This is a genomic window from Mesorhizobium calcicola, assembly GCF_042682105.1.
GTDB classification, from domain to species: Bacteria; Pseudomonadota; Alphaproteobacteria; order Rhizobiales; family Rhizobiaceae; genus Mesorhizobium; species Mesorhizobium calcicola.
This window is the reverse complement of record NZ_JBHUGY010000022.1, coordinates 1-25,733: the sequence shown is the minus strand read 5'-3', so window position 1 is coordinate 25,733 and position 25,733 is coordinate 1. Positions and strand designations below refer to the sequence as shown.

General features: G+C 63.7%; 23 protein-coding genes and 1 pseudogene. 8 read left to right on the top strand and 16 right to left on the bottom strand.

Going from position 1 to position 25,733, the window contains the following annotated elements; genetic code table 11:
• Window positions 1-12: 12 nt before the first annotated feature.
• The 6 genes from ACFSQT_RS14505 (at window position 13) to ACFSQT_RS14480 (ending at window position 6,605) form a co-directional block, all read left to right on the top strand.
• Window positions 13-837 (top strand): carbohydrate ABC transporter permease, encoded by an 825-nt coding sequence (locus ACFSQT_RS14505; protein ID WP_379019668.1) that lies wholly within the window; start codon window positions 13-15, stop codon window positions 835-837.
• 70 nt (window positions 838-907) lie between these two features.
• The gene (locus ACFSQT_RS14500) at window positions 908-1,906 is read left to right on the top strand and encodes an ABC transporter ATP-binding protein (RefSeq protein WP_379019666.1); all 999 of its coding nucleotides are present in this window, start codon (window positions 908-910) and stop codon (window positions 1,904-1,906) included.
• A 2-nt stretch (window positions 1,907-1,908) separates the two neighbouring features.
• A complete protein-coding gene (locus ACFSQT_RS14495; protein WP_379019856.1) occupies window positions 1,909-2,679 on the top strand; it encodes an L-iditol 2-dehydrogenase in 771 nt (256 codons plus the stop codon).
• A gap of 166 nt (window positions 2,680-2,845) precedes the next feature.
• On the top strand, window positions 2,846-4,324 hold the full coding sequence (locus tag ACFSQT_RS14490; RefSeq protein WP_379019664.1) for a mannitol dehydrogenase family protein: 1,479 nt from the start codon (window positions 2,846-2,848) through the stop codon (window positions 4,322-4,324).
• Between the two features lie 14 nt (window positions 4,325-4,338).
• A complete protein-coding gene (locus ACFSQT_RS14485) occupies window positions 4,339-5,022 on the top strand; it encodes an HAD family hydrolase (RefSeq protein ID WP_379019662.1) in 684 nt (227 codons plus the stop codon).
• On the top strand, window positions 5,019-6,605 hold the full coding sequence (locus ACFSQT_RS14480; protein WP_379019660.1) for an FGGY-family carbohydrate kinase: 1,587 nt from the start codon (window positions 5,019-5,021) through the stop codon (window positions 6,603-6,605). The genes ACFSQT_RS14485 and ACFSQT_RS14480 overlap by 4 nt, the downstream gene beginning before the upstream one ends.
• Before the next feature lie 2 nt (window positions 6,606-6,607).
• Here ACFSQT_RS14480 and ACFSQT_RS14475 read toward each other — a convergent pair whose 3' ends face one another.
• From ACFSQT_RS14475 to ACFSQT_RS14450, 6 genes are all read right to left on the bottom strand, one after another.
• The gene (locus tag ACFSQT_RS14475) at window positions 6,608-7,693 is read right to left on the bottom strand and encodes an ABC transporter ATP-binding protein (RefSeq protein ID WP_379019658.1); all 1,086 of its coding nucleotides are present in this window, start codon (window positions 7,691-7,693) and stop codon (window positions 6,608-6,610) included.
• 2 nt (window positions 7,694-7,695) lie between these two features.
• Complete coding sequence (locus ACFSQT_RS14470) at window positions 7,696-8,742, bottom strand: NAD(P)-dependent alcohol dehydrogenase (RefSeq protein ID WP_379019656.1); 1,047 nt, start codon at window positions 8,740-8,742, stop codon at window positions 7,696-7,698.
• A 15-nt stretch (window positions 8,743-8,757) separates the two neighbouring features.
• Window positions 8,758-9,570, bottom strand: coding sequence for a carbohydrate ABC transporter permease (locus ACFSQT_RS14465; protein WP_379019654.1), 813 nt, complete (start codon window positions 9,568-9,570; stop codon window positions 8,758-8,760).
• Window positions 9,567-10,433 (bottom strand): carbohydrate ABC transporter permease, encoded by an 867-nt coding sequence (locus tag ACFSQT_RS14460; protein WP_379019652.1) that lies wholly within the window; start codon window positions 10,431-10,433, stop codon window positions 9,567-9,569. Before ACFSQT_RS14460 ends, ACFSQT_RS14465 begins: the two co-directional genes overlap by 4 nt.
• A 142-nt stretch (window positions 10,434-10,575) precedes the next feature.
• The gene (locus ACFSQT_RS14455) at window positions 10,576-11,847 is read right to left on the bottom strand and encodes an ABC transporter substrate-binding protein (RefSeq protein WP_379019650.1); all 1,272 of its coding nucleotides are present in this window, start codon (window positions 11,845-11,847) and stop codon (window positions 10,576-10,578) included.
• 242 nt (window positions 11,848-12,089) lie between these two features.
• A complete protein-coding gene (locus ACFSQT_RS14450; RefSeq protein ID WP_379019648.1) occupies window positions 12,090-13,007 on the bottom strand; it encodes an AraC family transcriptional regulator in 918 nt (305 codons plus the stop codon).
• A gap of 270 nt (window positions 13,008-13,277) precedes the next feature.
• On the opposite strand from ACFSQT_RS14450, the gene ACFSQT_RS14445 reads away from it, so the two are divergent.
• Together ACFSQT_RS14445 and ACFSQT_RS14440 are read left to right on the top strand one after the other, a co-directional pair.
• Window positions 13,278-14,681 carry an MATE family efflux transporter gene (locus ACFSQT_RS14445; RefSeq protein WP_379019646.1) on the top strand — a complete coding sequence of 468 codons (1,404 nt, stop codon included), beginning with the start codon at window positions 13,278-13,280 and terminating at the stop codon, window positions 14,679-14,681.
• 243 nt (window positions 14,682-14,924) lie between these two features.
• Window positions 14,925-15,947, top strand: a complete 1,023-nt coding sequence (locus ACFSQT_RS14440; protein WP_379019854.1) for an aminopeptidase — start codon at window positions 14,925-14,927, stop codon at window positions 15,945-15,947.
• 143 nt (window positions 15,948-16,090) lie between these two features.
• Here ACFSQT_RS14440 and ACFSQT_RS14435 read toward each other — a convergent pair whose 3' ends face one another.
• The 10 genes and pseudogenes from ACFSQT_RS14435 to ACFSQT_RS14390 form a co-directional block, all read right to left on the bottom strand.
• The gene (locus ACFSQT_RS14435) at window positions 16,091-16,705 is read right to left on the bottom strand and encodes a GNAT family N-acetyltransferase (RefSeq protein WP_379019644.1); all 615 of its coding nucleotides are present in this window, start codon (window positions 16,703-16,705) and stop codon (window positions 16,091-16,093) included.
• Between the two features lie 50 nt (window positions 16,706-16,755).
• Window positions 16,756-17,742 carry a methyltransferase gene (locus ACFSQT_RS14430; RefSeq protein ID WP_379019642.1) on the bottom strand — a complete coding sequence of 329 codons (987 nt, stop codon included), beginning with the start codon at window positions 17,740-17,742 and terminating at the stop codon, window positions 16,756-16,758.
• A 110-nt stretch (window positions 17,743-17,852) separates the two neighbouring features.
• Window positions 17,853-18,656 carry an ABC transporter permease gene (locus ACFSQT_RS14425; RefSeq protein WP_379019640.1) on the bottom strand — a complete coding sequence of 268 codons (804 nt, stop codon included), beginning with the start codon at window positions 18,654-18,656 and terminating at the stop codon, window positions 17,853-17,855.
• A complete protein-coding gene (locus ACFSQT_RS14420) occupies window positions 18,653-19,507 on the bottom strand; it encodes an ABC transporter permease (protein ID WP_379019638.1) in 855 nt (284 codons plus the stop codon). Before ACFSQT_RS14420 ends, ACFSQT_RS14425 begins: the two co-directional genes overlap by 4 nt.
• A complete protein-coding gene (locus ACFSQT_RS14415; RefSeq protein ID WP_379019636.1) occupies window positions 19,504-20,541 on the bottom strand; it encodes an ABC transporter ATP-binding protein in 1,038 nt (345 codons plus the stop codon). The genes ACFSQT_RS14420 and ACFSQT_RS14415 overlap by 4 nt, the downstream gene beginning before the upstream one ends.
• A 193-nt stretch (window positions 20,542-20,734) precedes the next feature.
• Entirely contained in the window at window positions 20,735-21,823 is a 1,089-nt protein-coding gene (locus ACFSQT_RS14410; protein ID WP_379019634.1) for an ABC transporter substrate-binding protein, read from the bottom strand.
• Between the two features lie 73 nt (window positions 21,824-21,896).
• A complete protein-coding gene (locus tag ACFSQT_RS14405; RefSeq protein WP_379019632.1) occupies window positions 21,897-22,541 on the bottom strand; it encodes an amino acid ABC transporter permease in 645 nt (214 codons plus the stop codon).
• Window positions 22,538-23,194, bottom strand: coding sequence for an amino acid ABC transporter permease (locus ACFSQT_RS14400; RefSeq protein ID WP_379019630.1), 657 nt, complete (start codon window positions 23,192-23,194; stop codon window positions 22,538-22,540). The genes ACFSQT_RS14405 and ACFSQT_RS14400 overlap by 4 nt, the downstream gene beginning before the upstream one ends.
• Window positions 23,195-23,200: 6 nt before the next feature.
• The gene (locus ACFSQT_RS14395) at window positions 23,201-24,010 is read right to left on the bottom strand and encodes a transporter substrate-binding domain-containing protein (protein ID WP_379019628.1); all 810 of its coding nucleotides are present in this window, start codon (window positions 24,008-24,010) and stop codon (window positions 23,201-23,203) included.
• A 76-nt stretch (window positions 24,011-24,086) separates the two neighbouring features.
• Window positions 24,087-24,788, bottom strand: a pseudogene (locus ACFSQT_RS14390) (arginase family protein); the annotation flags it as partial.
• Window positions 24,789-25,733 lie beyond the last annotated feature (945 nt).

The following is a 25,733-nucleotide window of genomic DNA, read 5'->3' as shown; positions in this document are numbered from 1 at the left end:
GGGAGGATTGAGATGGCACGTGCAGTCACCACCCAGCACAAGACAATCGCGACCGTTGCCGCCTGGATCGTCGCGCTGCTGATCTTCTTCCCGATCCTCTATACGATCATCACCTCGTTCAAGTCGGAACAGGAGGCGATCCAGGGCTTCAACCTGTTCCCGTCAGGGACGTTCGAGAGCTATTCCGAGGTTCAGGCGCAGAGCGGCTACTTCAAGTTCTTCTTCAACTCGGTGCTGCTCTCGGTCGGCTCGACCATCCTGGCCCTGCTGGTCGCCGTTCCGGCCGCATGGTCGATGGCATTCTCGCCGACCAAGCGGACCAAGGACATCCTGATGTGGATGCTGTCCACCAAGATGATGCCGGCGGTCGCCGTGCTGTTCCCGATCTACCTGATCTTCCGCAACTTTGGGCTGCTCGACAGCCGCATCGGCCTGATGGTCATGCTGATGCTGATCAACCTGCCGATCGTGGTGTGGATGCTCTACACCTACTTCCGCGAAATCCCGGGCGAGATCCTGGAGGCGGCGCGCATGGACGGCGCTTCGCTGTGGAACGAGATCATCTATGTTCTGACGCCGATGGCGGTGCCGGGCATCGCCTCGACCATGCTGTTGAACATCATCCTGGCCTGGAACGAAGCGTTCTGGACGATCCGGCTGACCACCACGGAAGCAGCCCCCTTGACCGCCTTCATCAGTTCGTTCTCCAGCCCGCAAGGCCTGTTCTGGGCCAAGCTTTCGGCCGCCTCGACGCTGGCCATCGCGCCGATCCTGATCATGGGCTGGTTCAGCCAGAAGCAGCTGGTGCGCGGCCTGACCTTCGGCGCAGTCAAATAATGGGTGGTGCGGTTCAGTAACGGAAATTGCCCGAAGCAATCGGCAGAAGTAACCCCTCGGGGAGGAAACCATGGGAAACATCACGCTCAAGAACGTCTCCAAATCCTTTGGATCGACGTCCATCATCCCCGGCCTCGACCTGGTGATCGAAAATGGCGAGTTCGTCGTCTTCGTCGGCCCATCGGGTTGCGGCAAGTCAACGTTGCTGCGCCTGATCGCCGGGCTGGAGGACACCAGCGGCGGCACCATCAACATCGACGGCCGCGACGTCACCGGTGAAGCGCCGGCCAAGCGCAAGCTGGCCATGGTGTTCCAGTCCTACGCGCTCTATCCGCATATGACGGTGGCCAAGAACATCGCCTTCCCTCTGAAGATGGCAGGCGAAGACCAGGCGACCATCGACAGGAAGGTGAAGGACGCGGCGCGCGTGCTGAACCTGACCAACTATCTCGAACGCCGCCCCGGCCAGCTTTCAGGCGGCCAGCGCCAGCGCGTCGCCATCGGCCGTGCCATCGTGCGCCAGCCCTCGGCCTTCCTGTTCGACGAGCCGCTGTCCAACCTCGACGCCGCCCTGCGCGGCACCATGCGGCTGGAGATCAGCGAGCTGCATCATCAGCTCAAGACGACCATGATCTACGTCACCCACGACCAGGTCGAAGCCATGACCATGGCCGACAAGATCGTCGTGCTGAACGCCGGCAACATCGAGCAGGTCGGTTCGCCGATGGAACTCTACAAGACGCCGCGCAACCTGTTCGTCGCCGGCTTCATCGGCTCGCCGAAGATGAACCTGATCGAAGGGGCGCCGGCATCCAAATACAGCGCCAAGACCATCGGTATCCGCCCCGAGCACATGGAGATCTCGACCACGGCGGGTGAATGGAAAGCCACGGTCGGCGTTGCCGAGCATCTCGGCTCCGACACCTTCCTGCATGTCCAGGCCGATGGCGTAGGTCCGTTGACGGTGCGCGCCGACGGCGAACTCGCCGTCCATCACGGCGATACCATCTATCTGACGCCCGACAAGGCCAAGCTGCATCGCTTCGGCGCCGACGGGAAGGCGATGTGAGCATGCGCCTGGCCGGCAAATCCGCGCTGATCACGGGCTCGGCCCGTGGCATCGGCAGGGCCTTCGCCGAAGCCTATGCCGGCGAAGGCGCCACCGTTGCCATCGCCGACATCAATCTCGAGGCTGCGCACAAGACTGCCGCCGAGATCGGCAGCAAGGCCTATGCGGTCAAGCTCGACGTCACCGACCTCGCCTCCATCGAGGCGGCGGTGAAAGCAGTCGAGACGAAGACCGGTGGCCTCGATATCCTGATCAACAACGCCGCTCTGTTCGATCTGGCACCGATCGTCGAGATCACCAAGGCAAGCTACGACAGGCTGTTTTCCGTCAATGTCGCCGGCACGCTGTTCATGCTGCAGGCCGCCGCCCGCTCGATGATCGCGCGGGGCAAGGGCGGCAGGATCATCAACATGGCGAGCCAGGCCGGGCGGCGCGGCGAGGCGCTGGTCGGCGTCTATTGCGCCACCAAGGCCGCCGTCATCTCGCTGACCCAGTCGGCGGGGCTCGACCTGATCAAGCACCGCATCAACGTCAACGCGATTGCCCCCGGCGTCGTCGACGGCGAGCACTGGGATCACGTCGATTCGCTGTTTGCCAAGTATGAAAACCGGCCGAAGGGCGAGAAGAAGAAACTGGTCGGCGAGGCGGTGCCGTATGGCCGCATGGGCACGGCACAGGACCTCACCGGCATGGCGGTTTTTCTCGCCAGCAGCGATGCCGAATACATCGTCGCCCAGACCTACAATGTCGATGGCGGCCAGTGGATGAGTTGAGGGCGGGGACGGCCTCTGCTCCTCGTCCCTCCGCGGGGAGCAGAGGCCGACATCAAAGGGCGCATCGATCTCGGAAGGATATGTGGTGCCACCCTAACTCTCTCACCGTGAAAGACCGGGAGAGAGGGGAGTAACGAAGGCCGAAGCCCGGCCAAAGGGTAAACAGATGACCGTGAAACTCTCGTCTTCGAACCTCGCCAAGCTGCCCGCCAAGGTCGCCGGTCCAAAATATGATCGCGCGGCACTGAAACCCGGCATCGTGCATTTCGGCGTCGGCAATTTCCACCGCTCGCATCAGGCCGTCTATCTCGACGACCTGTTCAATTCCGGCATCGGCCATGACTGGGCTCTGGTCGGCGCCGGCGTGTTCGAGGGCGAGAAGATCGGCCGCGCCAAACTGGAAGAGCAGGACTGGCTGACCACGGTGGTCGAGCAGGATAGCGGCCATATGAGTGCGCGCGTCACCGGCGCCATGATCGACTTCCTGATGCCGGGCGATGCGGCCGGCATCATCGAACGCCTCGCCGACCCGGCGATCAAGATCGTCTCGCTGACCATCACCGAAGGCGGCTACTTCATCGACCCGGCTTCCGGCGTGTTCAACCCGACCCATCCCGACATCGTCGCCGACGCGCAGCCGGGCGCCACGCCGAAAACGGTGTTCGGCATCATTCTCGCTGGCTTGGTTCGCCGCCGTGACGAGGGCACCGTGCCGTTTACCGTCATGTCCTGCGACAACATTCCTCACAATGGCCATGTCACTTCCGACGGCGTCATCGGCCTTGCCCGGCTGATCGACGAGGATCTGGCGAACTGGGTCAGCGAGCATGTCGCCTTTCCAAATGGCATGGTCGATCGCATCACGCCGGCCACCACGGACCGCGAACGCGGCATTCTGGCCAGCGAGTTCGGGCTGGAGGACAACTGGCCGGTGTTTTGCGAGCCGTTCCGGCAATGGGTGCTGGAGGACCATTTCACCGACGGCCGTCCGCCGCTGGAGAAGGTCGGCGTGCAGTTCGTCAGGGATGTCGCGCCCTACGAGCTGATGAAGATCCGTATCCTCAATGGCGGCCATGCCACGATCGCCTATCCGGCCGGTCTGATGGACATCCATTTCGTCCATGAGGCGATGCACGAGCCGCTGGTGCGCGGCTTTCTCGACAAGCTCGAGCACGACGAGATCATTCCGACCGTGCCGCCGGTGCCGGACACGGTGCTGGAGGATTACTACCAGCTCATCGAGAGCCGCTTCTCCAATCCCAAGATCGGCGACACCGTGCGGCGGCTCTGCCTCGACGGCTCCAACCGCCAGCCCAAATTCATCATCCCGACCATCGCCGACCGGCTGAAGGCCGGAAAAGGCGTCGTCGGCCTGGCGCTGGAATCCGCCCTGTGGTGCCGCTACTGCTTCGGCACCACGGACAGCGGCGCCGTCACCGAGCCCAACGACCCGAGCTGGGACCGGCTGCAGGCGACGGCAAAGGCGGCAAAGGACGCGCCCGCCGCCTGGCTCGCCATGGAGGACATCTATGGCGATGTCGGCCGCGCCACGGCGTTTGTCGGGGCCTTCGCCCATGCGCTCAACGTGCTGTGGGCGAATGGCACGCGCGCGACTTTGACGCGCTACCTCGCCGGCGAGCTCTGAGACCATTCGACGCCATGACGCCTGAACTGGTCATCTTCGACTGCGATGGCGTGCTGGTCGACAGCGAGGCGCTCTCCGTCGCGGCGCTGCTCGGCATGATCAAACTCGCCGGCGGCAGCGTCAGTGAGGACACCGCCTACGAGCACTTCCTCGGCAAAAGCATGAAAAGCGTGCGCGAGATCCTCGGCCGCGACTTCGGACTTGATATCACCGACGGCCATCTGACCGACATGCGCGTCGAGCTGATGCGCAGGTTTCGCGAAGAGCTGAAGCCAATCCCTGGCGTCAAGGAGATGCTGCCGAGGCTTGGGCTGCCGTTCTGTGTCGCGTCCTCGGGCACGCTCGACCGCATCCGCTACGCGCTCGACGTCACCGGATTGCTTGGGCTGATGGAGCCGCATCTGTTCAGCGCCGGCATGGTGACCAGGGGAAAGCCCGCGCCGGATTTGTTCCTGCATGCCGCCGCCAGCATGCGCGCGCATCCGCGCAAATGCCTCGTCGTCGAGGACAGCCCGGCCGGCATCGCCGCTGCGCGGGCAGCGGGCATGCGGGTCTTTGCCTTCACCGGCGGCTCGCATGCCGGCAATCCGACATTGACAGCGCGGCTTGCGTCGAGTGAACCGGACTTTATATTCGCTGACATGCTGCAATTGCCCGATCTGATTGCAGGCCTGGGAGCGAGAGTAAGAGCATCTTGACGAAACAGTTCGTTTGCGCGGTCGATGTCGGCACCGGGAGCGCTCGCGCGGGCATTCTCGATTCCAGCGGCACCTTGCGCGGCCGCGCCGAGCGGCCGATCGCCATGAACCAGCCGAAGCCCGATCACGCCGAGCATGATTCGCTCGATATCTGGTCGGCTGTCTGCGCTGCCGTGCGCGCAGCGCGGGAAAAAGCCGGCGTCGCGGCCGAGGATGTGGTCGGCATCTCCTTCGACGCCACCTGTTCGCTGGTGGTGCGCGACAGGCAAGGTGGCCAGCTCAGCGTCTCGGTCAGCGGCGACGGGCGCTGGGACACCATCGTCTGGCTCGACCACCGCGCCATCGCCGAGGCCGACGAATGCACGGCAAGCGGCCATGCGGTGCTCGACTATATCGGCGGCGTCATGTCGCCGGAAATGGCGACGCCGAAGCTGATGTGGCTGAAGCGCAACCTGCCGAAAAGCTGGAATGAAGCCGGCTACTTATTTGACCTCACCGACTTCCTGACCTGGCAGGCGACCGGCTCGCTGGCCCGTTCGCAATGCACGCTGACCGCCAAATGGACCTATCTGGCCCATGAAGAGACCGGTTGGCGCCGCGATTTCTTCGAACTCGTCGGCCTCGCCGATCTCTTCGAGCACGGCAACCTGCCCGAAAGGGCCAGTCCGGTCGGCGCCGACATTGGCCCGCTGACTGCCCAGGCGGCGTCCGACCTTGGCTTGAGCGAAAAATGCCGGGTCGGCGCCGGCGTCATCGATGCCTATGCGGGCGCGCTTGGCGTGCTCGGCGGCTTTGCCGGCGACGAACAGGACATCGGCCGGCACCTGGCGCTGATCGCCGGCACGTCGAGCTGCGTCATGGCAATGTCGCCCGATCCACAACCTTTCGCCGGCGTCTGGGGCCCCTATTACGGCGCGGCGCTGCCGAGGCTGTGGCTGTCGGAAGGCGGGCAATCGGCCACCGGCGCGCTGCTTGACCATATCATCCGCTGGCACGGCGCCGGCGGCGAGCCGGACGCCGCCATGCATGCCAAGATCGCGCGGCGTGTCGCCGAACTGCGCGCCGCCGAGGGAGAAAATCTGGCCGCGAGGCTGCATGTGCTGCCGGATTTCCACGGCAACCGTTCGCCGCTCGCCGATCCGCACGCCGTCGGCGTGGTCAGCGGGCTGACGCTGGACTCCTCCTTCGACAGCCTGTGCAAGCTCTACTGGCGCACCGCCGTCGGCATCGCGCTCGGCGTGCGCCACGTGCTGGAGGCGCTGAACGAGAATGGCTACCTCATCGACACGCTGCATGTCACCGGCGGCCACACCAAGAACCCGCTGCTGATGGAACTCTATGCCGACGCCACCGGCTGCACGGTGATCGAGCCGCTGGCCGACGAGGCGGTGCTGCTCGGCACCGGCATGGTCGCGGCGACCGCCGCCGGGCTTTTCCCCGACCTCAACGCCGCCTGCGTTGCCATGCAGCAGGGCGGCAGAAAGCGCGCCTCGAACCCGAAATCGGCCGGGCGTTTCGACCGCGATTACAGGATTTTCCTGGAGATGCACCGGCAGCGGCAGATGCTGGACGCGATCCGGTAGAGCTATCGTCTCAGCAGAGACACGCCGGATTTGGCATCGAACAGATGAAGGCTCGGCTCATCGACGGTGTAGCAGACATGGCTGTTGACGGCCGGGCATTCGCGGGTCGGCACCAGCGCGCTGATTTCCTTGCCGCCGGAACCGAAGATCACCAGCGCATCGTTGCCATGAAACTCGATGAGGTCGGCCGTGCCTTTCAGAAGGTTGCCGGCGTCAGGGCCAGCGGTCTTCAGGTCCGGAGGCCGGACGCCAAGCACCGCGCTGTCGACGCCCTGGAGCGCGAAGCGTGAACCGTCGATAGAAAAAACCGCGCCGGCACTCCTGAGCATCCAGCGGTCCTGACTTCGCTCGACGGCGACGTCGATGAAATTCATGTTCGGCGTTCCAATGAACCCGGCGACGAACAGATTGCCTGGCCGCTCGTAGATTTCCGCCGGCGAGCCGATCTGCTCGATCCTGCCGTCGCGCAGCAGCACGATGCGGTCAGCGAGCGTCATCGCCTCCAGCTGGTCGTGGGTGACGTAGACGGTGGTCGTCTTCAACGACTGGTGCAGCCGGGCGATCTCGATGCGCATGTGGTTGCGCAGCTTGGCATCCAGATTGGACAGCGGCTCGTCGAACAGGAAGACCTTCGGCGTCTTGATCATGGCGCGGGCAATCGCCACGCGCTGCTGCTGGCCGCCGGACAGTGCGGACGGCTTGCGGCCGAGATAAGGGTCCAGGCCCAGCGTCTTCGAAACCGCTTCGACGCGCTGTTGTATTTCAGCCATTGGCACCTTCTGCCGCTTCAGGCCGAAGGCGATGTTGTCGAAGATCGTCATATGCGGGTAGAGCGCATAGTTCTGGAACACCATGGCAATGCCGCGATCACCCGGGTCGAGGTCATTGACCACCTTGCCGCCGATCGAGACCTCGCCGCCGCTGATATCCTCCAGCCCCGCCAGCATGCGCAGCAAGGTCGACTTGCCGCAGCCGGAAGGCCCCAGGAAGACGACGAATTCGTGCTCCTCGATGCTCAGATTGAGGTCGCGGATAACGGTCGTGGCGCCATAGGATTTCTCGACATGGGAGCAGGTAATCGCGGACATGGTCAGCCCTTCTCGTCGGAGATCAGGATCTGCAGCTTGACGTCTTCCGGGTGCGCCGCCGCCGCGCGCTCGAAAGCCTCGATGCTGTCGCTGAAAGGATAGGTGCCGGTGATCAGCGGATTGAGGTCAACCTTGCCGGATCCGATCAATTGCAGGGCACGGTCGAAGATATTGGCGTAGCGGAACACCGTCTCGATCCGCACTTCCTTCGATATGGCCGCCGGCACGTTGAGTGCCACCGGCTCCACCGGCAGCCCGACAAGGACCACCGCGCCGCCGGGGCGCACGACATCGAACAGGTTGGTGAACGCCTTCGGGCTGCCGCTGGCCTCGAAGACAATGTCCGCCCCCCAATTGCCGGTGACCGCCGCAACCGCATCGACCAGTGACTGCTCGCCGATATTGACCGGCACGATGCCCGGATAGCGCGCCGCAATTTCGAGCTTGGGGGCGGAGAAGTCGGAAATCAGCACCTTCGAGCAGCCGCCGGCCAGGGCAGCCAGCGCAATCATGATGCCGATCGGGCCGCAGCCGACGACAACCGCCACGTCGCCGGGAACGATGCGGGCGCGGGCGGCGGCCTGCATGCCGATGGCAAAGGGTTCGACCATCGCCCCTTCGGCGAAGGAGACGTTGTCCGGCAGCCTGTAAGTGAACGCGGCGGGATGGACGGCTTGCGGCGCAAGAATGCCGTGAACCGGCGGCGTTGCCCAGAAGCTGACATCCGGGTCGACATTGTAGATGCCGAGTTTTGTCGCGCGTGAGGACAGGTTCGGCACGCCCGGCTCCATGCAGACGCGGTCGCCGACCTTCAGCGTCCTGACATTGGCGCCGATTTCGACGATCGTTCCGGACGCTTCATGGCCAAGCACCATCGGCGCGCGCACGACGTAACTGCCGATGGCGCCATGGGTGTAATAGTGCACGTCGCTGCCGCAGACACCGACCGTGTGGATGGCGATCCTGACGTCGTCCGGCCTGACGTCGAGCGGCAGCGCGATTTCGCGCAGCGCCAGTTCGCCCTTTTTCTCAAGCACCAATGCCCGCATCGTGTCGTCCTCGCTTCAAGTCTTTTTTTGCCGGAAAACGGAATTCAGGAAGCCGCTGAGCACGCCGAGGAACAGCAGCGGCGGCAGCGACAACAGCACGACCGAGGCGTTGAGGATCCCCCACGGCACGTTCATGCCTTGCTGGGACAACTCGGATGCGACGATCGGCAAGGTCTTGGCGTTCGAGCTGGACAGCATCAGCGCGATCAGGAACTCGTTCCAGACCAACACGAAGCTGAAGGCGACCGCACCGATCAGCGACCGCGCCGCGACCGGCAGGGCGATCCGCCAGAACACCGAATAGGCGCCGTAGCCGTCGACGAAGGCGGCCTCCTCGACCTCCTTCGGCACGCTCTGGAAGGCGGGAATGGCCAGCCACATGATCACCGAGATGGTGAGCAGCGAATAGGTGACGATCAGCGCCGCCAGCGTATCGTAGAGCCCGAGCTGCAGCCAGATCACCATCAGCGGGATGGCCACCGCCACCGGCGGCAGGAAGCGCAGCGACAGCACGAAGAACTGGATGTCGCCGGCCCAGCGATTGGGATAGCGCGCCACCGCATAGGCGGCCGGCAGGCCGAGCACCACGCCGATCAGCACCGCGACGCCGCAGGCGATGACCGAGTTGTAGAGGCCGGTCATGACGCTGTCGCGGCCGATGATATAGCTGATGTTGGCAAGTGTCGGCGTGAACACCAGACGCGGCACGCGGGTGATGATGTCGACATTGTTCTTCAGCGAATTGAGCGCCGTCCACAGCAGCGGAAACACGGCCATGAAGCCGGCCAATGCCAGGACGGTCTTGCCGATCAGGCGGCCCAGCCTCATGCCTGCACCCGCTTCCACAGCATGGTGAAGGTGATGACGGTGGCAATCATCATCAGCACGGCCATCGCCGAGGCGTAGGACACCTTGCCCGACTCGATGAAGCCTTGCGAAAACGCATACATGTCGAGCGTCTCGGTCGCCACGCCAGGCCCGCCGCGGGTCATCACATAGATCAGGTCGAAGGAACGCAGCGACTCGATCATCTTGACGAACATCAGGCTGACCAGCGGCGCCTTCAGCATCGGCAAGGTGACATAGGCGTGGATCTGCCAGCGCCTGGCGTGGTCGAGCCGCGCCGCCTCGATCGGCTGCGGCGGCAGCGTTTCCAGGAGCTTCAGCACGATGACGGCGAAGAACAGGCCCCATTGCCAGACATCGACCGAGGCGACGGCGAACAGCGCCGTCGACGGCTTGGACAGCGGGTCGAAGATCAGCCCGCCGGTCAGCAGCCGGTAGGGATAGGTGGCGATGCCGTAGAGCGGGTGGTAGGCGAACTTCCAGACGAAGGCCGCCGAGACGCGCGGCAGCAAAACCGGGATGATGAACAGCAGGCAGTAGATGTTGCGCAGGCGCGGCGACGCGACCTCGAACATCAGCACCCCCAGTCCGATGGCCACGGCCATCGTCGCCGCAACGGTGACGATCTCCCACTTCACCGACACCCAGACGGCGTTGAGAAAGCGGCGGTCGAAGAACAGGTCGTAGAAATTCGAGAGCCAGACATAGGAATAGGTCGCGGAACTCAGCTCGCGGTTCTGCAGGGCGATGACGATCGCGTAGAGCGTCGGCACCATCGACAGGATCAAAAGGATGACGAGCGTCGGCACGACGAAGGCGACCGGCAAGGATGAGCGTCGAGGCATTGGTCAGGCCTCGCTGTATTCGAACATGGCTGGATCCTCGCGTGGAGATGCTTCAGGCGGCGCTAGACTAGGCCTTCCCGCGACGCACGGGTCCCGGCATTCGACCGAATGCCGTGGGCCGTGCGCCGCAAGAGGGAGGCTGCTACTTCTTCGCCAATTCGTTGGCGTAGGCTTCAAGTTCGTTGAGGCCGCCCTTGATGTCGGTGCGGGTGCCGGTGACCAGTTCCTCGAGGATGATGCCCCAGCGGTCGCCGAGGTCCGGCCAGCGCGGATCCTGCCAGAAGTTGACCGCCGTGACCTTGCCGGTCTCGGCCAGAGCCTGGCCAAGATCGGCGCCGTAGATATCGGCGAATTCCTTGCTGGACAGGATGCTGGTGCGGTTCAGCTCACCGAACTGGTGCGCGTCGAGCCGGCGCTTCTCGTTCTCCTTCGACGTCGCCCAGGCGATGAACAGGCCGGCGCATTTCTTCGAAGCGTCGTCGGCATTGGCCTTCGCCGCAATGGCAAGGCCATGGCCGTAGCCACCACCGGTGAGCGGCGCCGGCGGCGGCAGGAAGCCGATCTTGCCGACCACCTGCGAGGTCTTGGGATCGACCGACATGCCCGACAACGGCGTCGATTCGACGAGGATCGCCACCTGGCCCGACAGGAACGCACCGGTCGATTCATCCCAGCTGCCGGTCTGCGTGCCGGGCGCCGAATCCTTGAACAGCTTCAGATAGGTCTCGGTCGCCTTGACCGCGGCGTCCGAATTGAAGACCGGCTTGTCGCCGTCGAACCACTGGCCGCCATAGGCCTTGAAGAAGGGCATCCAGCGCCAGACATTGGCGCCCGAACCGCGTGCGCCGCGCAAGGCGATGCCATACATGCCCTTGTCCGGATTGGTCAGCTTCGGCACGTCGGCGATCAGCTCGTCCAGCGTCTTCGGTGGCTGGATTCCGGCCGCCTCCAGGACATCCTTGCGGTAGACCATCAGGTCGCCGCCGCCGGTCAGCGGCGCAAACCAGACCTTGCCGTCATAGGTCGCGACCTTCTGCCGGCCCGGGTCGAAATCGGCGTAGTCGTAGTCCGCCGGATAGTAATCGGTAAGCGGCACGATCCATTTCGACGACGCAAACAGGGCGACGTTGGCCTCGTCGACATAGTAGACGTTGTAGTTGCCGACGGTGGACGCATCGGCGCGCGATTTCGCCCGGCGGTCGTTCTCGTTCAAATAGTCGATCTGGAAGCTGGCGCCGGCAAGCTTCTGGAACTCGTCCTTGGAGTCCTCCAGAAGCGTCAGGCCGTCGCGTGGCTGCGCCAGCACCTTGACCGGCGCCGAGCAGACCGGCGCCTGCGCCAGGGCAATGGTGGAAACGGCAGTGGAAAGCATAAAAGCTGCGCCAAGGCTGGCAGCGAGCCGAACTGGTTTCATGATCTTTTCTCCTCCAGGGACACTTCGCAGGAAGCGCAAGTCCTCGGGTCACGCGATCCTCACCATCGCCCGAACGACATGCCACCCATCGCCAAAATGCGGAGTTGCGGCGGACCATGCTAGAAGCCCCTTTGCAGCGGACCTGTACTTTTATGCATTGTGCAGCGCAAAAACTGGCGTCCGCTTGCCGAGCCCTTCACACGAGTATCGATCGAGGCCGGAGTGGGATTTTTAGGAGCCGCTTATGCGCGCATCGTCAGCCGCTGCCGCGACAGCCGGCGATAGGATGACGGCGTCATCCGATGCTTGCGCATGAAGGCGCGGTTGAAGTTCGAGATGTTCATGTAGCCGACCTGGAAGCAGATGTCGGTGATCGCAATGTCGGTGTCCGCCAGCAGCTTGCAAGCCTGCCAGAGCCTGAGCTTGGCTAGGTGGTCGCTGAAGCTGTTGCCGGTGTTTTTCTGAAAGAAACGCGAAAACGTGCTCTCGGTCATTCCGGCGAGTTCCGCCACTTCCGGCAGCTTCAGATCTTCGGCGAAATGCTGGAACAGATAGGTCAGCGTGCGCTGGATGATGTCCAGCGAGGCGGCATCGAGAACCGGCGAGAAATCCGGTGACGACAACAATTCGTATTCGTCGGTCCTGGCGAGAAGATCGACCAGGTACAGGAAAAGGCAGAACCTGCTTAGCCCGCTAACCTCGCCCATCCGCTCCATCAGCTCGGCGCCTTCGCGTGCCGTCTGGCCGTGAAAGACCATCCCGCGCAGCGACCGCTCCAGGAACGGTTCCAGCTCGCGCAGTTCCGGCAGCAGGCCCGCCGACCCCCGCAGCCTCTGCGCATCGAATTGCAGGACGATGTCGCGGCCTTCGATCAGCTCGCCCGGCTGCGTGGCGGTGACCCAGTCGTGTGGCAGTCCGCCACCGACGATGGTGAGATAGCCTGGCCCGAACTCGCCGATGTGATCGCCGACCAGCACCACGCCGGAGGATTTTCGCAGCAGGTGGATCTCGTACTCCGGATGGAAGTTCCAGACGTTGCGTTCCCATGGGTAGTCGTCGAGCCGCCACAGGAAACTGTCGCTCGCCTCGGTGACGATGTGCTCGAAGGACGGCGCCGTCCGCGGGATTGCAGCTGTGTTTCTTCTGCGCCTGAACTGCATGCTGCCTCCTGGAAAATCCGGCATCTGTCGTCGCACATCGTCGCCCATCCGTAGCAGCCCATCGCCCGCATGTGAAATGCACCTCGGCGGCGCGCAACGATTGGTCCGGGCGCGTTCCGCTGGCTCAATCTGTTCCCGCCCCTCCTCTCTTGCCTTCATGTCGCGTTTCGTCCAAAAGCTGGCGCAAACGCTGCGAAACCGAAGGTTTTGCCGTTTGAAATGCGGCTTCCGGCTCGATCCCGACGTGCCGCAACTGGAAAGAGCGGAACAATGTCTGCGATCGAAGCCGGCGCTCGCGCGCCGGAAAATCTTTGGCGTCAGGAAATCAGGGCGACGCTGGCGCTGGCCTGGCCGATGGTGCTGACCAATCTCGGCCAGACCGCGATGACGGCCACCGACGTCATGATGATGGGCCGGCTGGGGCCGGATACGCTGGCCAGCGGCGCGCTGGGCGCCAACCTCTATTTCATGCCGCTGATCTTCGGGCTCGGCCTGATGCTGGCAACCTCACCGATGATCGCCACCGAGCTTGGTCGCCGCCGCCATTCGGTGCGCGACCTGCGCCGCACCGTGCGTCAGGGCCTGTGGCTGGCGATCCTGATCTCAACCCCGATCTGGCTGGTGCTTTGGCACGGCGAGGCGATCCTGCTGGCGATGGGCCAGGACCCCGCGCTGGCGCATCAGGCCGGCATCTATCTGCGCTGGCTCGAATGGGCGGTGCTGCCTTTCTACGGCTATATCGTGCTGCGCTCGTTCATCTCGGCGCTGGAGCGGCCGGGCTGGGCGCTGGTCATCGTCTTCGTCGCCGTCGCCTGCAACGCCTTCTTCAACTGGGTGTTCATGTTCGGCAATCTCGGCGTGCCGGCAATGGGCATCGCCGGCTCGGGGCTTGCCACGACGCTGTCCAGCACGCTTATGTTCGTCGGCATGGCTGTCGTGGTGATGCTGGAGAAGAAGTTCCGGCGCTACCATCTGTTCGGGCGTTTCTGGCGCGCCGACTGGCCGCGCTTCAAGGGCCTGTTGCGGCTCGGCCTGCCGATCGCCGGCATCCTCGCCTTCGAGGTGACGATCTTCAACGCCGCGGCGCTGCTGATGGGCCTGATCGACGCGGATTCGCTGGCCGCGCATGCGATCGCCATCCAGATCGCCTCGATCAGCTTCATGGTGCCGCTTGGCCTCAACCAGGCGGTGACGGTGCGCGTCGGGCTCGCGCACGGCGCCGGCAATCCGGAGGGCGTTTCCCGTGCCGGCTGGACCGCCTTTGTCATCGGCGTTTCGTTCATGGCGCTGATGGGGCTGGTGATGATCCTGTGGCCGCATCTGCTGATCAGCGCCTTCATCGACCTCGGCAACCCGTCCAATGCCAGGGTGATCGCGCTTGCCGTGTCGTTCCTGGTCTTCGCCGCGCTGTTCCAGATCTTCGACGGCGCTCAGGCGGTTGCCGCCGGCATGCTGCGCGGCCTGCACGACACCAAGGTGCCGATGATCTACGCCGCGATCGGCTATTGGGGCGTCGGCCTGCCGCTCGGCGTGCTGCTCGCCTTCCATTTCGGCTTCCACGGCGTCGGCATCTGGATCGGCCTGTCGTCGGGTCTGGCCGTGGTGGCGGCGCTGCTCTTGGCGCGCTGGCTGCGCCGGGATCGCCTGGCGCCGCCATTGGTGTTCGGGCACTGAACCAAGCCTTAACGGTCCGCATCTCGCCGACTCCGCCCTGCGGCAGGACAATTCGTAGGCGAAATTGCCGCATTCGCCAAACCTGCCAGAGTCGAAAATCCGACCCGCTGCCCCTCCAGACCTTGACGAAAATTCGTGCGCCTGTTTGAGACCGGGGCCATGGGGACATTTGCTCCATGGGGAGAAGAGCAAGCGGTGGGCAAGCTGGTGAAGCGCGTTTTTCGATTGTTTGCCGCAGTGATCATGGCGTCCGGGATGACCGGTTGCACAAGCATTTCCTACTACGCGCAGTCGTTGGAGGGCCATGTGGAGATAATGGCCGCGCGGAAAAATGTCGGAAGGCTGATCCGTGATCCTTCGACGCCCGAGGCGTTGCGCGCCAGGTTGACGTCGGCGAGCGCCATACGTCGGTTTGCCACAGATGAACTGGCACTGCCCGAAAACAATAGCTACCGCAGCTATGCCGACATCGGCAGGGACGCTGTGACCTGGGCCGTTTTTGCCGCGCCGCAATTCTCCCTGGCGCCACGAACCTGGTGCTTTCCGATTTTCGGCTGCGTTCCGTACCGGGGGTACTTTGCTCGGAAATCCGCGATTGAAAGCGCTGTCGATCTGCATCGACAGGGGTTGGACGTCTATGTCACAGGCGTCACCGCCTATTCCACGCTGGGCTGGTCCAGTGACCCGCTCCTAAGCACCATGCTCCGTCAGGACGACACGTATCTCGCAAGCCTTGTCTTTCACGAACTGGCGCATCAGCGCATCTATGTGGATGACGACTCCGCGTTCAATGAGGCTTTCGCGGTTGCCGTCGAAACCACCGGCGTCAGGAAATGGCTCCGGGCCGCCGGCGACCGCGCCGGATTGCGCCGCTACGAAGCCGATCGCAAGCGCAACGCCGATTTTCTCGGACTGGTGTCGAAAACCCGGGACGAGTTGAGGCAGGTCTATGAAAGTCCCCGTACCCCGGAGCAGATGGCGGCTGCCAAAGCAGCCACGATCGACCAGCTGCGGATGCGCTACCGGCAGGTGCGCGACAAGCGCTGGGCCGGATACCGGGGATACGACGCCTGGTTCAATACTCCGATCAACAACGCAAAGCTCGCCGCGACCGCTGTCTATGGCGAACAGGTTCCGGCGTTTCGTCACTTGTTCGACTTGTGTTCCGGCGATTATCCAAGGTTCTACGCTTCTGTTCGACGGATCGCGGATTTGAACAAACCTTCCCGCGCCGAAGCGCTTAAGGCTGCGCACAAGTGTGATTGACGCGAACAAGCACGGCGTCCCGCAGCGGCGCGGTGCCGTCGCTGATCGGCTCAGGAAGCCGACGTTGACGATCGACGATTTGGCCGGCCCGCCTTTGGAATGCTCCGGTGTCAGATGAGGGCCGCGCGCTGAAGGTCAGCTTCTCAGCACTCTGGCATCGCGTTGGTCGCCGACAGTGGCGATCCGATGTCTGCGTCGAGCGCAAAACGCTGGCAGCGTTCGCCGTCGGACTCATCGATGAAGCTCTCGATATGTTTGAAGCCGAGCTTCGCCAATATCCGCAGCGACGCGAAGTTGCGCGCCGCCGCCTCGGCCGTCACCTGTTCAAGCGCCAGAGTTTCAAAGGCGTAGCGGAGGACTTCGCGCGCCGCCTCGCTGCCCAGTCCGTGCCCCCAATGCGCACGCGCCAGCACAAATCCCAATCCCGCTGCCTTGGCGTCGGTTGCGCCGAAGGACAGGGTTATCGTCCCGATCGCGTCCGATACTCCTGCCTGGTCTATGGACCACTGGATCGCCTTGCCGTCAGCGAACCGCTGACGCGAACGGGCGAACCATCGCTCGCCTGCGCTTGTGTCGTCGGGGACGGGATCGCCGGCAAGGGAGGCGGATTCGACATCCGTCGCGCGCGCAAACCATGCTGGGATATCCCGTTCGCTCGGCGCCCGAAGCACGAGCCTTGGTGTCGTGAGCTTGGGAAATCGGAGTGCTTCCATGAGGGCATTTTCGACCTGAGGCGGCGCCAATGCAACGCCGGGCATACTGCCGTGTGCGCAAGGGTGCCTCGGGGGAGCCAGCCATCCAGCCACGATCAGGCCGTGAGGCGCGCACGAAACAAGGTGCAGCCGTCCGTCAGGCGCGACCTGGAGATATCCCGGAACCCGGCCTCGGTCATCCACGCGCGATACTGACCTTCAGTGTACGATTCGCCGTGGCGATAGAGGTTCAAGAAGGTGAGATTCAGAAAGACACCCTCAGGCGGGCCGAGGCGGTCGTCATCGACGACGCCCCACCCCGCAATTGCGATCTCGCCGCCCGGTGTGAGGCAACGCGCCGCGTTCAGGATCGAACTGCGTGCCTGGTCCGGCGACAGGACCTGGACGACGGCCTTCAGGATCGCCAGATCGTGCCGACCGATCGAGGGCGCGACTGTTATGTCCCCCTCTTCGACAACCACGTCGTCGGCGCCGTATTCTGACAGGATATCCGGCGCGACCGCCGCGACCGTTGGGAGTTCCATCAGCGTCGCCGCAATCTGCGGCCGCTGCTCGCGAAGTCCGACGAGAATGGTCCCTGGGCCCCCGCCGATGTCGATCACCGAACCGATCGCCGAGAGGTCCATCTCCCGGGCCAGATGTCGGCCGAAAATCACCCCACCCGGTGCGAGCATGCGGCTGAAGGCCGCCGCAGCCTCGGGCCCCGCTTCGGAAAAGTCGTGCAGCGCAGCCGGCCGGTTCTGTCGCAGCGACTCTGCGGTCAGCAGGTCGGCTCCCCAGAGCTCGCGCAGGAGCGCATGATCGCCGCCGCGATAGGTCGGCTTGGACGCGTCGAGGAAGGCCGACGCTTCGGCTCCGTTGCGAAATTGACCATCCTTGACTTCGAGGAGACCGATGCTGGCGAGCGCGTAGAGGAGCCGCGACAGACGATCGGGCTCGACTTTGAGCGCGGCCCCAAGGCTGTCGGCAGTCACCGCGCTGCCACCGAGCCGGGTGAAGATGCCAAGGTCCAGCCCGGCTCGAAGCGCCAAGGCGGAGGGCACCGCTGCGATCAGCTTGTCGATCCGATCAGAATCCACCATGTCGCATCCCCTTCCGCGATCCAGGACCGACTAAGATTAGAACTCCGTTCTCAGGAAAGTGAACAGGCACTGGCGAATCGGCGGCCGTTTTTCGTTTTGCACAGGTCCGGTCAGTTGCCCTCGGACGACATCGCGCCGAGCAGCCTGCGGATGTCGCCGAACCTGGCGATCGAGCCGAACACCAGCGCCGCTACCGCGACGAAGAACACCGATACCGACGCCATGGTCGGCGTGTAGCCGTAGCGCAGTGCGTTGAAGATCTTGATCGGCAGCGTCTCGGTGGTGAAGCCGATCGTCATATAGGCGACGATGTATTCGTTGAGCGACAGCACGAAGGCGAAGGCGTAGCCGGAGACGAGATAGGGCAGGATCAGCGGCAGCACCACCGTCTTCAGCACGGCGCGGTCGTCGGCGCCCATGGTCGCGGCGGCCTCGACCAGCGAGCGGTCGATCGAGGCGAAGCCCAGCGACAGCGTCACCAGCGGCAGCGTCACGAAGAAGATGGCGTGGCTGATGATGGCGGTGAAGAACTGGCCGAACAGCCCGACCGTCGCCCAGAAGGTAAGGAAGCCGAGCGCGGTGATGACCGGCGGCAGGATGAAGGGGGCGAGCCCCAGCACCTGAAAAATGTTTGCCCAGGGCGCGATGCGCCGCCACAGGAACCAGGCGAGCGGCAGCGCGATGGCGACCGCGATCGCCGCCGAGCAGACGGCGAGCGTCACCGAATGGATCAGCGCCAGCCGCCATTCCGGATCGGCGAAGATCTGACCATACCAGGCGAGCGAGAAGCCTTTCGGCGGAAAGGTCAGTTCCTGCCGCGCATTGACCGAGACGCCGGCGACGACGATCAGCGGCGCGGCCAGGAACAAAGCAACGATGGTGAAATAGAGCCGGCGAAGGAAGGTCGCGGTCATAGGGCGTTCTCCTTGCGGCCGACAAGCAGCGTCAGCCCGACCAGCGCCAGCGAAATCAGCACCAGGAAGACCGCCATGGCTGCCCCGAACGGCATGTTGGACTGGTAGATCGCCTGGTCGGTGATCAGCACCGACAGCGTCCAGTGGCGCGGCCGGCCAAGGATCTGCGGCAGCAGATAGGAGCCAAGCGCGAAGACGAAGACCATGATCAGGGTCGCCACGATGGTGTTGCGCAGCGCCGGCGTCACCACGTTGAAGAAGGCCTTGACCGGCGAGGCGCCAAGCGTGCGCGCGGCCTCGAGCAGCGTCGGGTCGAGACGGACCAGGGCCGGATAGAGCACCAGGATCGTGTAGGGCAGCGCCTGATAGACCATGCCGGCCAGCACCGCGCCGAAGGTCGGCAGCAATGCCACCGGTCTGTCCATCAGCCCGAGCGCGACGAAGAGATTGGTGATGCCGGCGGTCTGCGAAAACAGCGTCGACCAGGCAAAGCCGATGATGACTTCCGACAGCGACAGCACCGACAACAGGCCGACCAGCCACAGCGTCTGCACCCGGCGCGAGCGCTTGGTCAGCAGATAGGTGAACGGAAAGGCGATTAAGACGCAGCAGACGGCGACCAGCACCGCCAGCATCAGCGAAAAGCCGAGCACGCCGGCAAAGAAGGTGGTCAGGAAACGGGCATAATTGTCGATGACGAAATCCGGCGTGTAGAAACCGGCCGGATTGCGCTTGAAGAAGCTCACCGCGATCATCGTCGAGAACGGCACGACGAAGAACACCACGAGCATCAGCCCGGGGAACAGCAGCGGCGTATAGTCGGCGAGTGATTTCGGCGCTTCGCGTCTCATGAGCCGAGCACCACGCAGCTCTCGGGCGGCAGCGTGACGCCGACCTTGGCGCCGACCGAGACGTTGAGTCTTTCGCGCGGCGTCGCCACCGCGATGATGCTGGTGGTGCCGACCTCGACAAAGGTTTCGATGGTGCCGCCAAGGTCGCGCACGAAGGTCACCTGCCCGGTGATGGCGCGGCCGCCGGGTTCGCCCAGATGTACATCCTCCGGACGGATCGACACCGAGGCCTTGCTGACGCCGGCCGGCATGGCGAGCCCTGGGATGGCGGTGCCGAGGATAGTGGTGCGCCCGGCGCTGTCGACCTCGGCCGGCAGAAGGTTGGTGATGCCGATGAAATCGGCGACGAAGGCGTCGGCCGGCTTGCGGTAGATCTCGATCGGCGGTGCCGCCTGCAGGATCCTGCCCTGCCCCATGACCACGACCAGGTCGGCCATGGTCATCGCCTCGCGCTGGTCGTGGGTGACGACGATGGTGGTGATGCCCAGCCGTTGCTGCAGCTGGCGCAATTCCACCTGCATGGCCTCGCGCAATTTGGCATCGAGCGCCGAGAGCGGCTCGTCGAGCAGGAACAGCTTCGGCGACAGCGCCAGCGCACGGGCGATCGCCACGCGCTGGCGCTGGCCGCCAGACAATTTGGCCACCGGCCGGTCGGCAAAACCGGGCAGATGGATCAGCGTCAGCAACTCGTCGACGCGCTTCTTCTGCTCTTCCTTCGAGGCGCCGCGGATGCGCAGCGCATAGGCGATGTTGTCGCCGACCGAAAGATGCGGAAACAGCGCCAGCGACTGGAACACCATGCCGAGATTGCGCTTGTGTGTCGGCAGCGGCGTGATGTCCTCGCCGTCGAGCACGATGGCGCCGCTGGTCGGCTCCTCCAGCCCGGCGATCATACGCAGCAGCGTGGTCTTGCCGCAGCCCGACGGTCCCAGCAGGCAGACGAAGGTGCCATGCGGCACGTTGAGCCGCACATTGTCGACCGCGGTGAAATTGCCGAAGGTTTTGGTGATGGCGTTGATATCAAGTCCGGACATGGCTGATCCTGTTCACCGGAGGATATGGCGTGCTCCTCGCCGCCTCGTTTCGCGGCGGCCTGTCCTCAGTCGCGAGAGGAAAGGCCCCACGGTTTCGGCGTGTAGCATAGCCTCTCCCATCGGAATGGGAGAGGTGGTTCGCGAAGCGACCCGTCATGAGGAACGCTTCGATGTCAGGCGAGCTGTTTTCGGCTCAGCCGACGATCAGTTCGGTCCACTTCTGGTTGATCCAGTCGGCCTTCGACGTATAGAGGTCGTAGCGCGGAATGATCGGGTCGATCTCCGACGACACCGATGCGAATTCGGCCGGCGTCAGGTCGAGCACCTCTTTCTTCAGCGTCGGCGTGGTGCCGACCTTGCGCGACATCACGCCCTGCATCGACGGCTGGCTCATGTAGTCGATGAAGACATGCGCCTCGTCGACCTTGGTCGAGGCACGCGACAGGACCCAATTGCCGGAGTCCTGGATGCCACCTTCCTTCGGGAAGGTGGTGCGGACATGGAAACCGTCGGCGATCGCGAGGCCGGTGACGTCGTGATAATACTGGCCCATCGGGATTTCGCCCGACTTCAGCGCCTGTTCGAACTGCGCCTCGTCGCGATACCAGAGGCGCACATTCGGCTTGACCTCGGCAAGCTTCTCGAACGCCTTGTTCAGCCCTTCCTCGGTGTCGAGGGCATTGGTGCCGCCCATGAAGGTCTTGGCCGTCACCTCGAGCAGGAACGAGTTGGAGGCGAGCGCCAGCAGGCCGAGCTTGTCCTCGTTCGCCTTGTCCCAGAATGCCGCCCAGGAGGTCGGCGCCTCCTTGTAGACATCGGTGTTGGAGACCAGCGTGATCCACCAGGCCACAGCACCAATGCCGGCGACGCGGCCATCCGGATATTTGTTGATGAAGCGGGGCAAGAGGTCGCCGTAATGCTTGAACCTGGAGGTGTCGAGCGGCGTCCACAGTTCGGTCGACTGGCCCTTCAGCGTCGAGGTCTGCGACATCATCGAAAGATCGGCCGGCGCCTGGCCGGCCTTGGCCGCCTGTTCGAGCTGCACCAGCCACGCCTCGCCGGTCGGCTCGGCGACCGATTCCACGGCGATGCCGGTGGCCTTGGTGAAGTCGGGGAAGACGTGCTCGTCGAAGGATTTCTTGAAGTAGCCGCCATAGACGCCGACCTTGAGCGACTTGTCCTGCGCCCGCAGGATCGACGGCATGGCGAGCACGCCGGCCGTCGCCAGGCCGGCGCCAAGCACGCTGCGCCGGCTGACTTGTGTTGCGATCAATCTGTTCATCTGGTCTCTCCTTTGTTTATGCCGGATCCCCGGCTGGTTCCCGTAATTCCATTGTCCGCCGCTTCTTTGCGGATCAGTGAGCGGCGCGTCGTTCGAGCGTGCGAGCGTATTGCGTCAGCGGAAAACACATGACGAAAAAGATCAGCGCCACCAGCCCGTAGACCTTGAAGGGCTCGAAGGTCGCATTGTTGATGGCGTTGGAGGTCCGCACCAGTTCCTCGAAGCCGATGATCGAGGTGAGCGCCGTCGACTTGATGAGCTGCACCAGGAACCCGACGGTCGGCGCGCGGGTGATCGAAAACGCCTGCGGCAGGATGATCAGCCTCAGCTCCTGCAGATAGTGTAGGCCGAGGCTGGCGCCGGCATCCCACTGGCCGCGCGGCAGCGCGTCGACGCCGCTGCGCCATATCTCGGCGAGATAGGCACTGGCGAAGAAGGTGAGGCCGAACACCGCCGCCGTCCACGGCTCGATGCGAAGCCCAAGCATCGGCAGGCCGAAGAACATCAGGAACAGCTGCATCAACAGCGGCGTCCCCTGGAACAGCGCGATATAGCCTGAGGCGAAACGCCGGCTCCATTTGTTCTTGGCGATCCTGAAGAACAATACGACCATGCCGACCACGCCGCCGCCAACGAAGGCGGCCAGCGACAGCAGCACCGTCCAGCGGGCGGCGAGCAAAAGGTTGCGCAGGATGTCCCAGAAGGTGAATTCGATCATGACACACCAGCCCCCAGGGCGCGGCGTCCGCCCGTGACCAGCAGCCGGCGCAATGCCATCGACAGGGCGAGATAAACCAGCGTCACGACAAGATAGGTCTCGAAGGAGCGGAACGTGCGTGCCTGCAACATGTCGGCCTCATAGGTCAGCTCGCGCACCGCGATCTGCGACACCACGGCCGACTCCAGCATCATGATGACGATCTGGCTGGTCAGCGCCGGATAGATCACCTTGAGCGCCTGCGGCAGCACGATCTTGATGAATACCTGGCGTGGCCTCAAGCCGAGCGCAAGGGCTGCTTCCGTCTGCCCGCCGGGCACGGCGTCAAGCCCGGCGCCGACGATCTCGATAGTGTAGGCCGCCATGTTGAGCGTCATCGCCACGATGGCGGCCAATACCGGGTCAAGCCTGATGCCGAGGCTGGGCAGCCCGAAGAAGATGAAGAACAGCTGCACCAGGAACGGCGTGTTGCGCATCACCTCGACATAGGTGGCGATGGCCCGCTTGAGCAGCACGGGGCCGTTGCGCCGTCCCGCCGCACCCAGGATGCTGAGGAACGTGCCCGCCAGCGTGGTCACCGCGATCAACAGGATCGTCGTGACCGCTCCGCGCGCGATGTCGCCCGCAGCCCCTGGAAGCCAGGCAAAGGCCACCGGACCTCAATCCTTCAGGTTGTCGGGGTTGAGCGGTGTCTTCAGCCAGGCTTGTGAGCTTGCGTCCAGTTTGCCGTCCGCCAGCATCTTGGCGATGGCGTCGTTGACCGCCTTCTTCAGGCTGTCTTCATTCTTGTTGAGACCGATATGCGAAGGCGAGGTCAGAAGCTGGAACTTCTGCTCCGGCTTCAGCACGTCCTGTTTGGCCAGCACCTGCGCGCCGACATCGTTGCCGACGACCATCAGCTGCGTCTGGCCGGAGATGAAGGCCTGGATCACCGAATTGTAGTTGTCGAAACGCTTGATGTCGGCCGACGCCGGTGCTGCCTCGGTGAGCGAGGTGTCTTCGAGCGTGCCGCGGTTGACGGCGATCGACTTGTCGGCAAGGTCTTCCTTGCCTTTGACCGTCAGCGCCGCCGGACCGATCACGGCGATGTAGTAGGGCGCGTAGGCGGCAGCGAAATCGATCACCTGCTCACGTTCCTTCGAATAGCCGACGCTCATCAGGAGGTCGACGCGATGGTCGTTCAGATACGGGATGCGGTTCTGGCCGGTGACGGCGACGGGATTGAGCTTCACCTTGAGGGTGTCGGCAATGTATCGCGCGACATCCATGTCATAGCCCTTGAGGCTCATGTCGGCGCTTGCCGAGGAGAAGGGCGGAAAATCGGCGAAGACGCCGACATTGATGCTACCGGCCTTGGTGATGTCGGCCAGCGCATCGGCGCTGGCTGCCTGTGTGGCGAAGCCGAGACCGGCGGTGCCAAGCATCAGCATGGCGGCGATGGATGATTTGAGTGCGATACGGATCGTCATTTTTATTCCCCTCTGGAAGCTTTGTTTGTTTGGGTCGGCCGCCGGTTCCAGCGCGGCGGCCGCCTTGCTGTTGGGATCAGGCTCCCTTGCGTGTAATTGCCGGGCTGAACACCATGAGGCTCAGGATCTCGAACAACACCTGGGCGCCGGCGTGCGCCGTGTTGGTGGTCGCGTCGTATTGCGGCGCCACCTCGACGACGTCGCCGCCAACGATGTTGAGGCCCTTCAGGCCGCGCAGCAGTTCGAGAACTTCGCGCGTGGTGAGCCCGCCGACTTCCGGCGTGCCGGTGCCGGGTGCGAAGGCCGGATCGACGCTGTCGATGTCGAAGGAGACATAGGTCGGCCCGTCGCCGACTATCTTGCGCGCCTTCTCGATGATGGCGGGAATGCCGAGACCGGTCACCTCCTCGGCGTGGACCACGGTCATGCCGGACTCGTAGGTGAACTCCCACAGATATTCGGCCGAGCCGCGAATGCCGATCTGGATGGTGCGCGTCGGATCGAGCACGCCGTCGAGCACCGCGTTGCGGAACGGCCCGCCATGGTGGAACTTGGTCATGTCGAACAGGCCACTGGTGTCGCAATGGGCGTCGATGTGGATCAGGCCGACAGGCGCTTTCTTGCCGACGGCCTTCAGGATCGGGTGGCTGATCGAATGGTCGCCGCCGACCGACAGCGGGATGACGCCGGCATCGACGATCTGGTTGGTGCGGCGCTCGATGTCCTCATGGCTGATCTCGAGCCGGTAGCGGCTGCGGAACGGCGTGTCGCCGATGTCTGGAGAATCGAGGCGCGCTTACGGTGCCGCGGCACACCGGATATCGAGCACGAGGCAGCTGCGCGTTTCGGCAGCTGCCCTGTAGGACTTGGCTGGCGGAGGCAAACAGCTCGACATGCAGCCCCGACGGATTCTGACAAACAGGCCTTCCTCAGTGGCATCCGCACAGAACTGAATCATCATCGGATCGACATAGTGAACGTGTCGCAGCAAAAGCGTCGACACGGTTCGGCCTGATGATTGGAGCCTCGCTGTCACGATAGCGGAACGCCTCTCACGACTTCCTGCTGCAGAATGGCACAGCAGCCATCTTAGCATATTTATCTGGCAAGGAGGCCGGCCACAGGCGAGACGGTGGTCGCGACTTGTCGCAACGCGAGAGAGATCGCGACCGCTTGCGCGATGTGTCGTTTATCAAGATGCACTGTCGTGTACCACCGATCCCCCTGCCGGCGCAGTTTCATGCGCGCTGGCATGAATGCGCCAGCGGCTGCCAGACAGCGCGATGCACACCGAGAACACTGTGCCTGAAGTCTAACCGCACAGGTTGGCGGCATCTCCCGGAACGAACGCAAATGCCGTGTGATTTGGAGACGGACGCGACTTTGCTCCAAGACCATGGAGGTGGCAGCGCTCGGATCAGCGCACGAAGAGGTCATTCCGGCGTTTGTTTTCGCGCGAGCAGTTCAGGGCACTTGTCGATGCACACCGTATCATGGCGACGGACTGGCGTCCAAAAGGCTCTTTTAGACAGAAGCCTGCCGCCCCCGCAGCAGAGGGCATTTTTTCGCCGGATGCGTTCTTCAGAGCGTGAGGCCGTGGTACTAAAGATCACCGAACGGTGTGGCCACGTGCCGGATAGCAACGTCTGCAGTCCAAACAGTCAATTGCCCCCGGGGCCCCTTCTGGCCCCCCCCCCAAACCACATCGGTAATGAACAGCATG

Excerpts from the sequence above, each read along its gene's own strand:
- ACFSQT_RS14405 (WP_379019632.1), bottom strand. The coding sequence starts at position 22,541 with ATGATCGAATTCACCTTCTGGGACATCCTGCGCAACCTTTTGCTCGCC.
- ACFSQT_RS14450 (WP_379019648.1), bottom strand. The coding sequence starts at position 13,007 with ATGCAGTTCAGGCGCAGAAGAAACACAGCTGCAATCCCGCGGACGGCG.
- ACFSQT_RS14420 (WP_379019638.1), bottom strand. The coding sequence starts at position 19,507 with ATGAGACGCGAAGCGCCGAAATCACTCGCCGACTATACGCCGCTGCTG.
- ACFSQT_RS14435 (WP_379019644.1), bottom strand. The coding sequence starts at position 16,705 with ATGCCCGGCGTTGCATTGGCGCCGCCTCAGGTCGAAAATGCCCTCATG.
- ACFSQT_RS14410 (WP_379019634.1), bottom strand. The coding sequence starts at position 21,823 with ATGAACAGATTGATCGCAACACAAGTCAGCCGGCGCAGCGTGCTTGGC.
- ACFSQT_RS14475 (WP_379019658.1), bottom strand. The coding sequence starts at position 7,693 with ATGTCCGCGATTACCTGCTCCCATGTCGAGAAATCCTATGGCGCCACG.
- ACFSQT_RS14430 (WP_379019642.1), bottom strand. The coding sequence starts at position 17,742 with ATGGTGGATTCTGATCGGATCGACAAGCTGATCGCAGCGGTGCCCTCC.
- ACFSQT_RS14445 (WP_379019646.1), top strand. The coding sequence starts at position 13,278 with ATGTCTGCGATCGAAGCCGGCGCTCGCGCGCCGGAAAATCTTTGGCGT.
- ACFSQT_RS14395 (WP_379019628.1), bottom strand. The coding sequence starts at position 24,010 with ATGACGATCCGTATCGCACTCAAATCATCCATCGCCGCCATGCTGATG.
- ACFSQT_RS14425 (WP_379019640.1), bottom strand. The coding sequence starts at position 18,656 with ATGACCGCGACCTTCCTTCGCCGGCTCTATTTCACCATCGTTGCTTTG.
- ACFSQT_RS14465 (WP_379019654.1), bottom strand. The coding sequence starts at position 9,570 with ATGAGGCTGGGCCGCCTGATCGGCAAGACCGTCCTGGCATTGGCCGGC.
- ACFSQT_RS14440 (WP_379019854.1), top strand. The coding sequence starts at position 14,925 with ATGGCGTCCGGGATGACCGGTTGCACAAGCATTTCCTACTACGCGCAG.
- ACFSQT_RS14460 (WP_379019652.1), bottom strand. The coding sequence starts at position 10,433 with ATGCCTCGACGCTCATCCTTGCCGGTCGCCTTCGTCGTGCCGACGCTC.
- ACFSQT_RS14485 (WP_379019662.1), top strand. The coding sequence starts at position 4,339 with ATGACGCCTGAACTGGTCATCTTCGACTGCGATGGCGTGCTGGTCGAC.
- ACFSQT_RS14455 (WP_379019650.1), bottom strand. The coding sequence starts at position 11,847 with ATGAAACCAGTTCGGCTCGCTGCCAGCCTTGGCGCAGCTTTTATGCTT.
- ACFSQT_RS14500 (WP_379019666.1), top strand. The coding sequence starts at position 908 with ATGGGAAACATCACGCTCAAGAACGTCTCCAAATCCTTTGGATCGACG.
- ACFSQT_RS14505 (WP_379019668.1), top strand. The coding sequence starts at position 13 with ATGGCACGTGCAGTCACCACCCAGCACAAGACAATCGCGACCGTTGCC.
- ACFSQT_RS14415 (WP_379019636.1), bottom strand. The coding sequence starts at position 20,541 with ATGTCCGGACTTGATATCAACGCCATCACCAAAACCTTCGGCAATTTC.
- ACFSQT_RS14470 (WP_379019656.1), bottom strand. The coding sequence starts at position 8,742 with ATGCGGGCATTGGTGCTTGAGAAAAAGGGCGAACTGGCGCTGCGCGAA.
- ACFSQT_RS14495 (WP_379019856.1), top strand. The coding sequence starts at position 1,909 with ATGCGCCTGGCCGGCAAATCCGCGCTGATCACGGGCTCGGCCCGTGGC.
- ACFSQT_RS14490 (WP_379019664.1), top strand. The coding sequence starts at position 2,846 with ATGACCGTGAAACTCTCGTCTTCGAACCTCGCCAAGCTGCCCGCCAAG.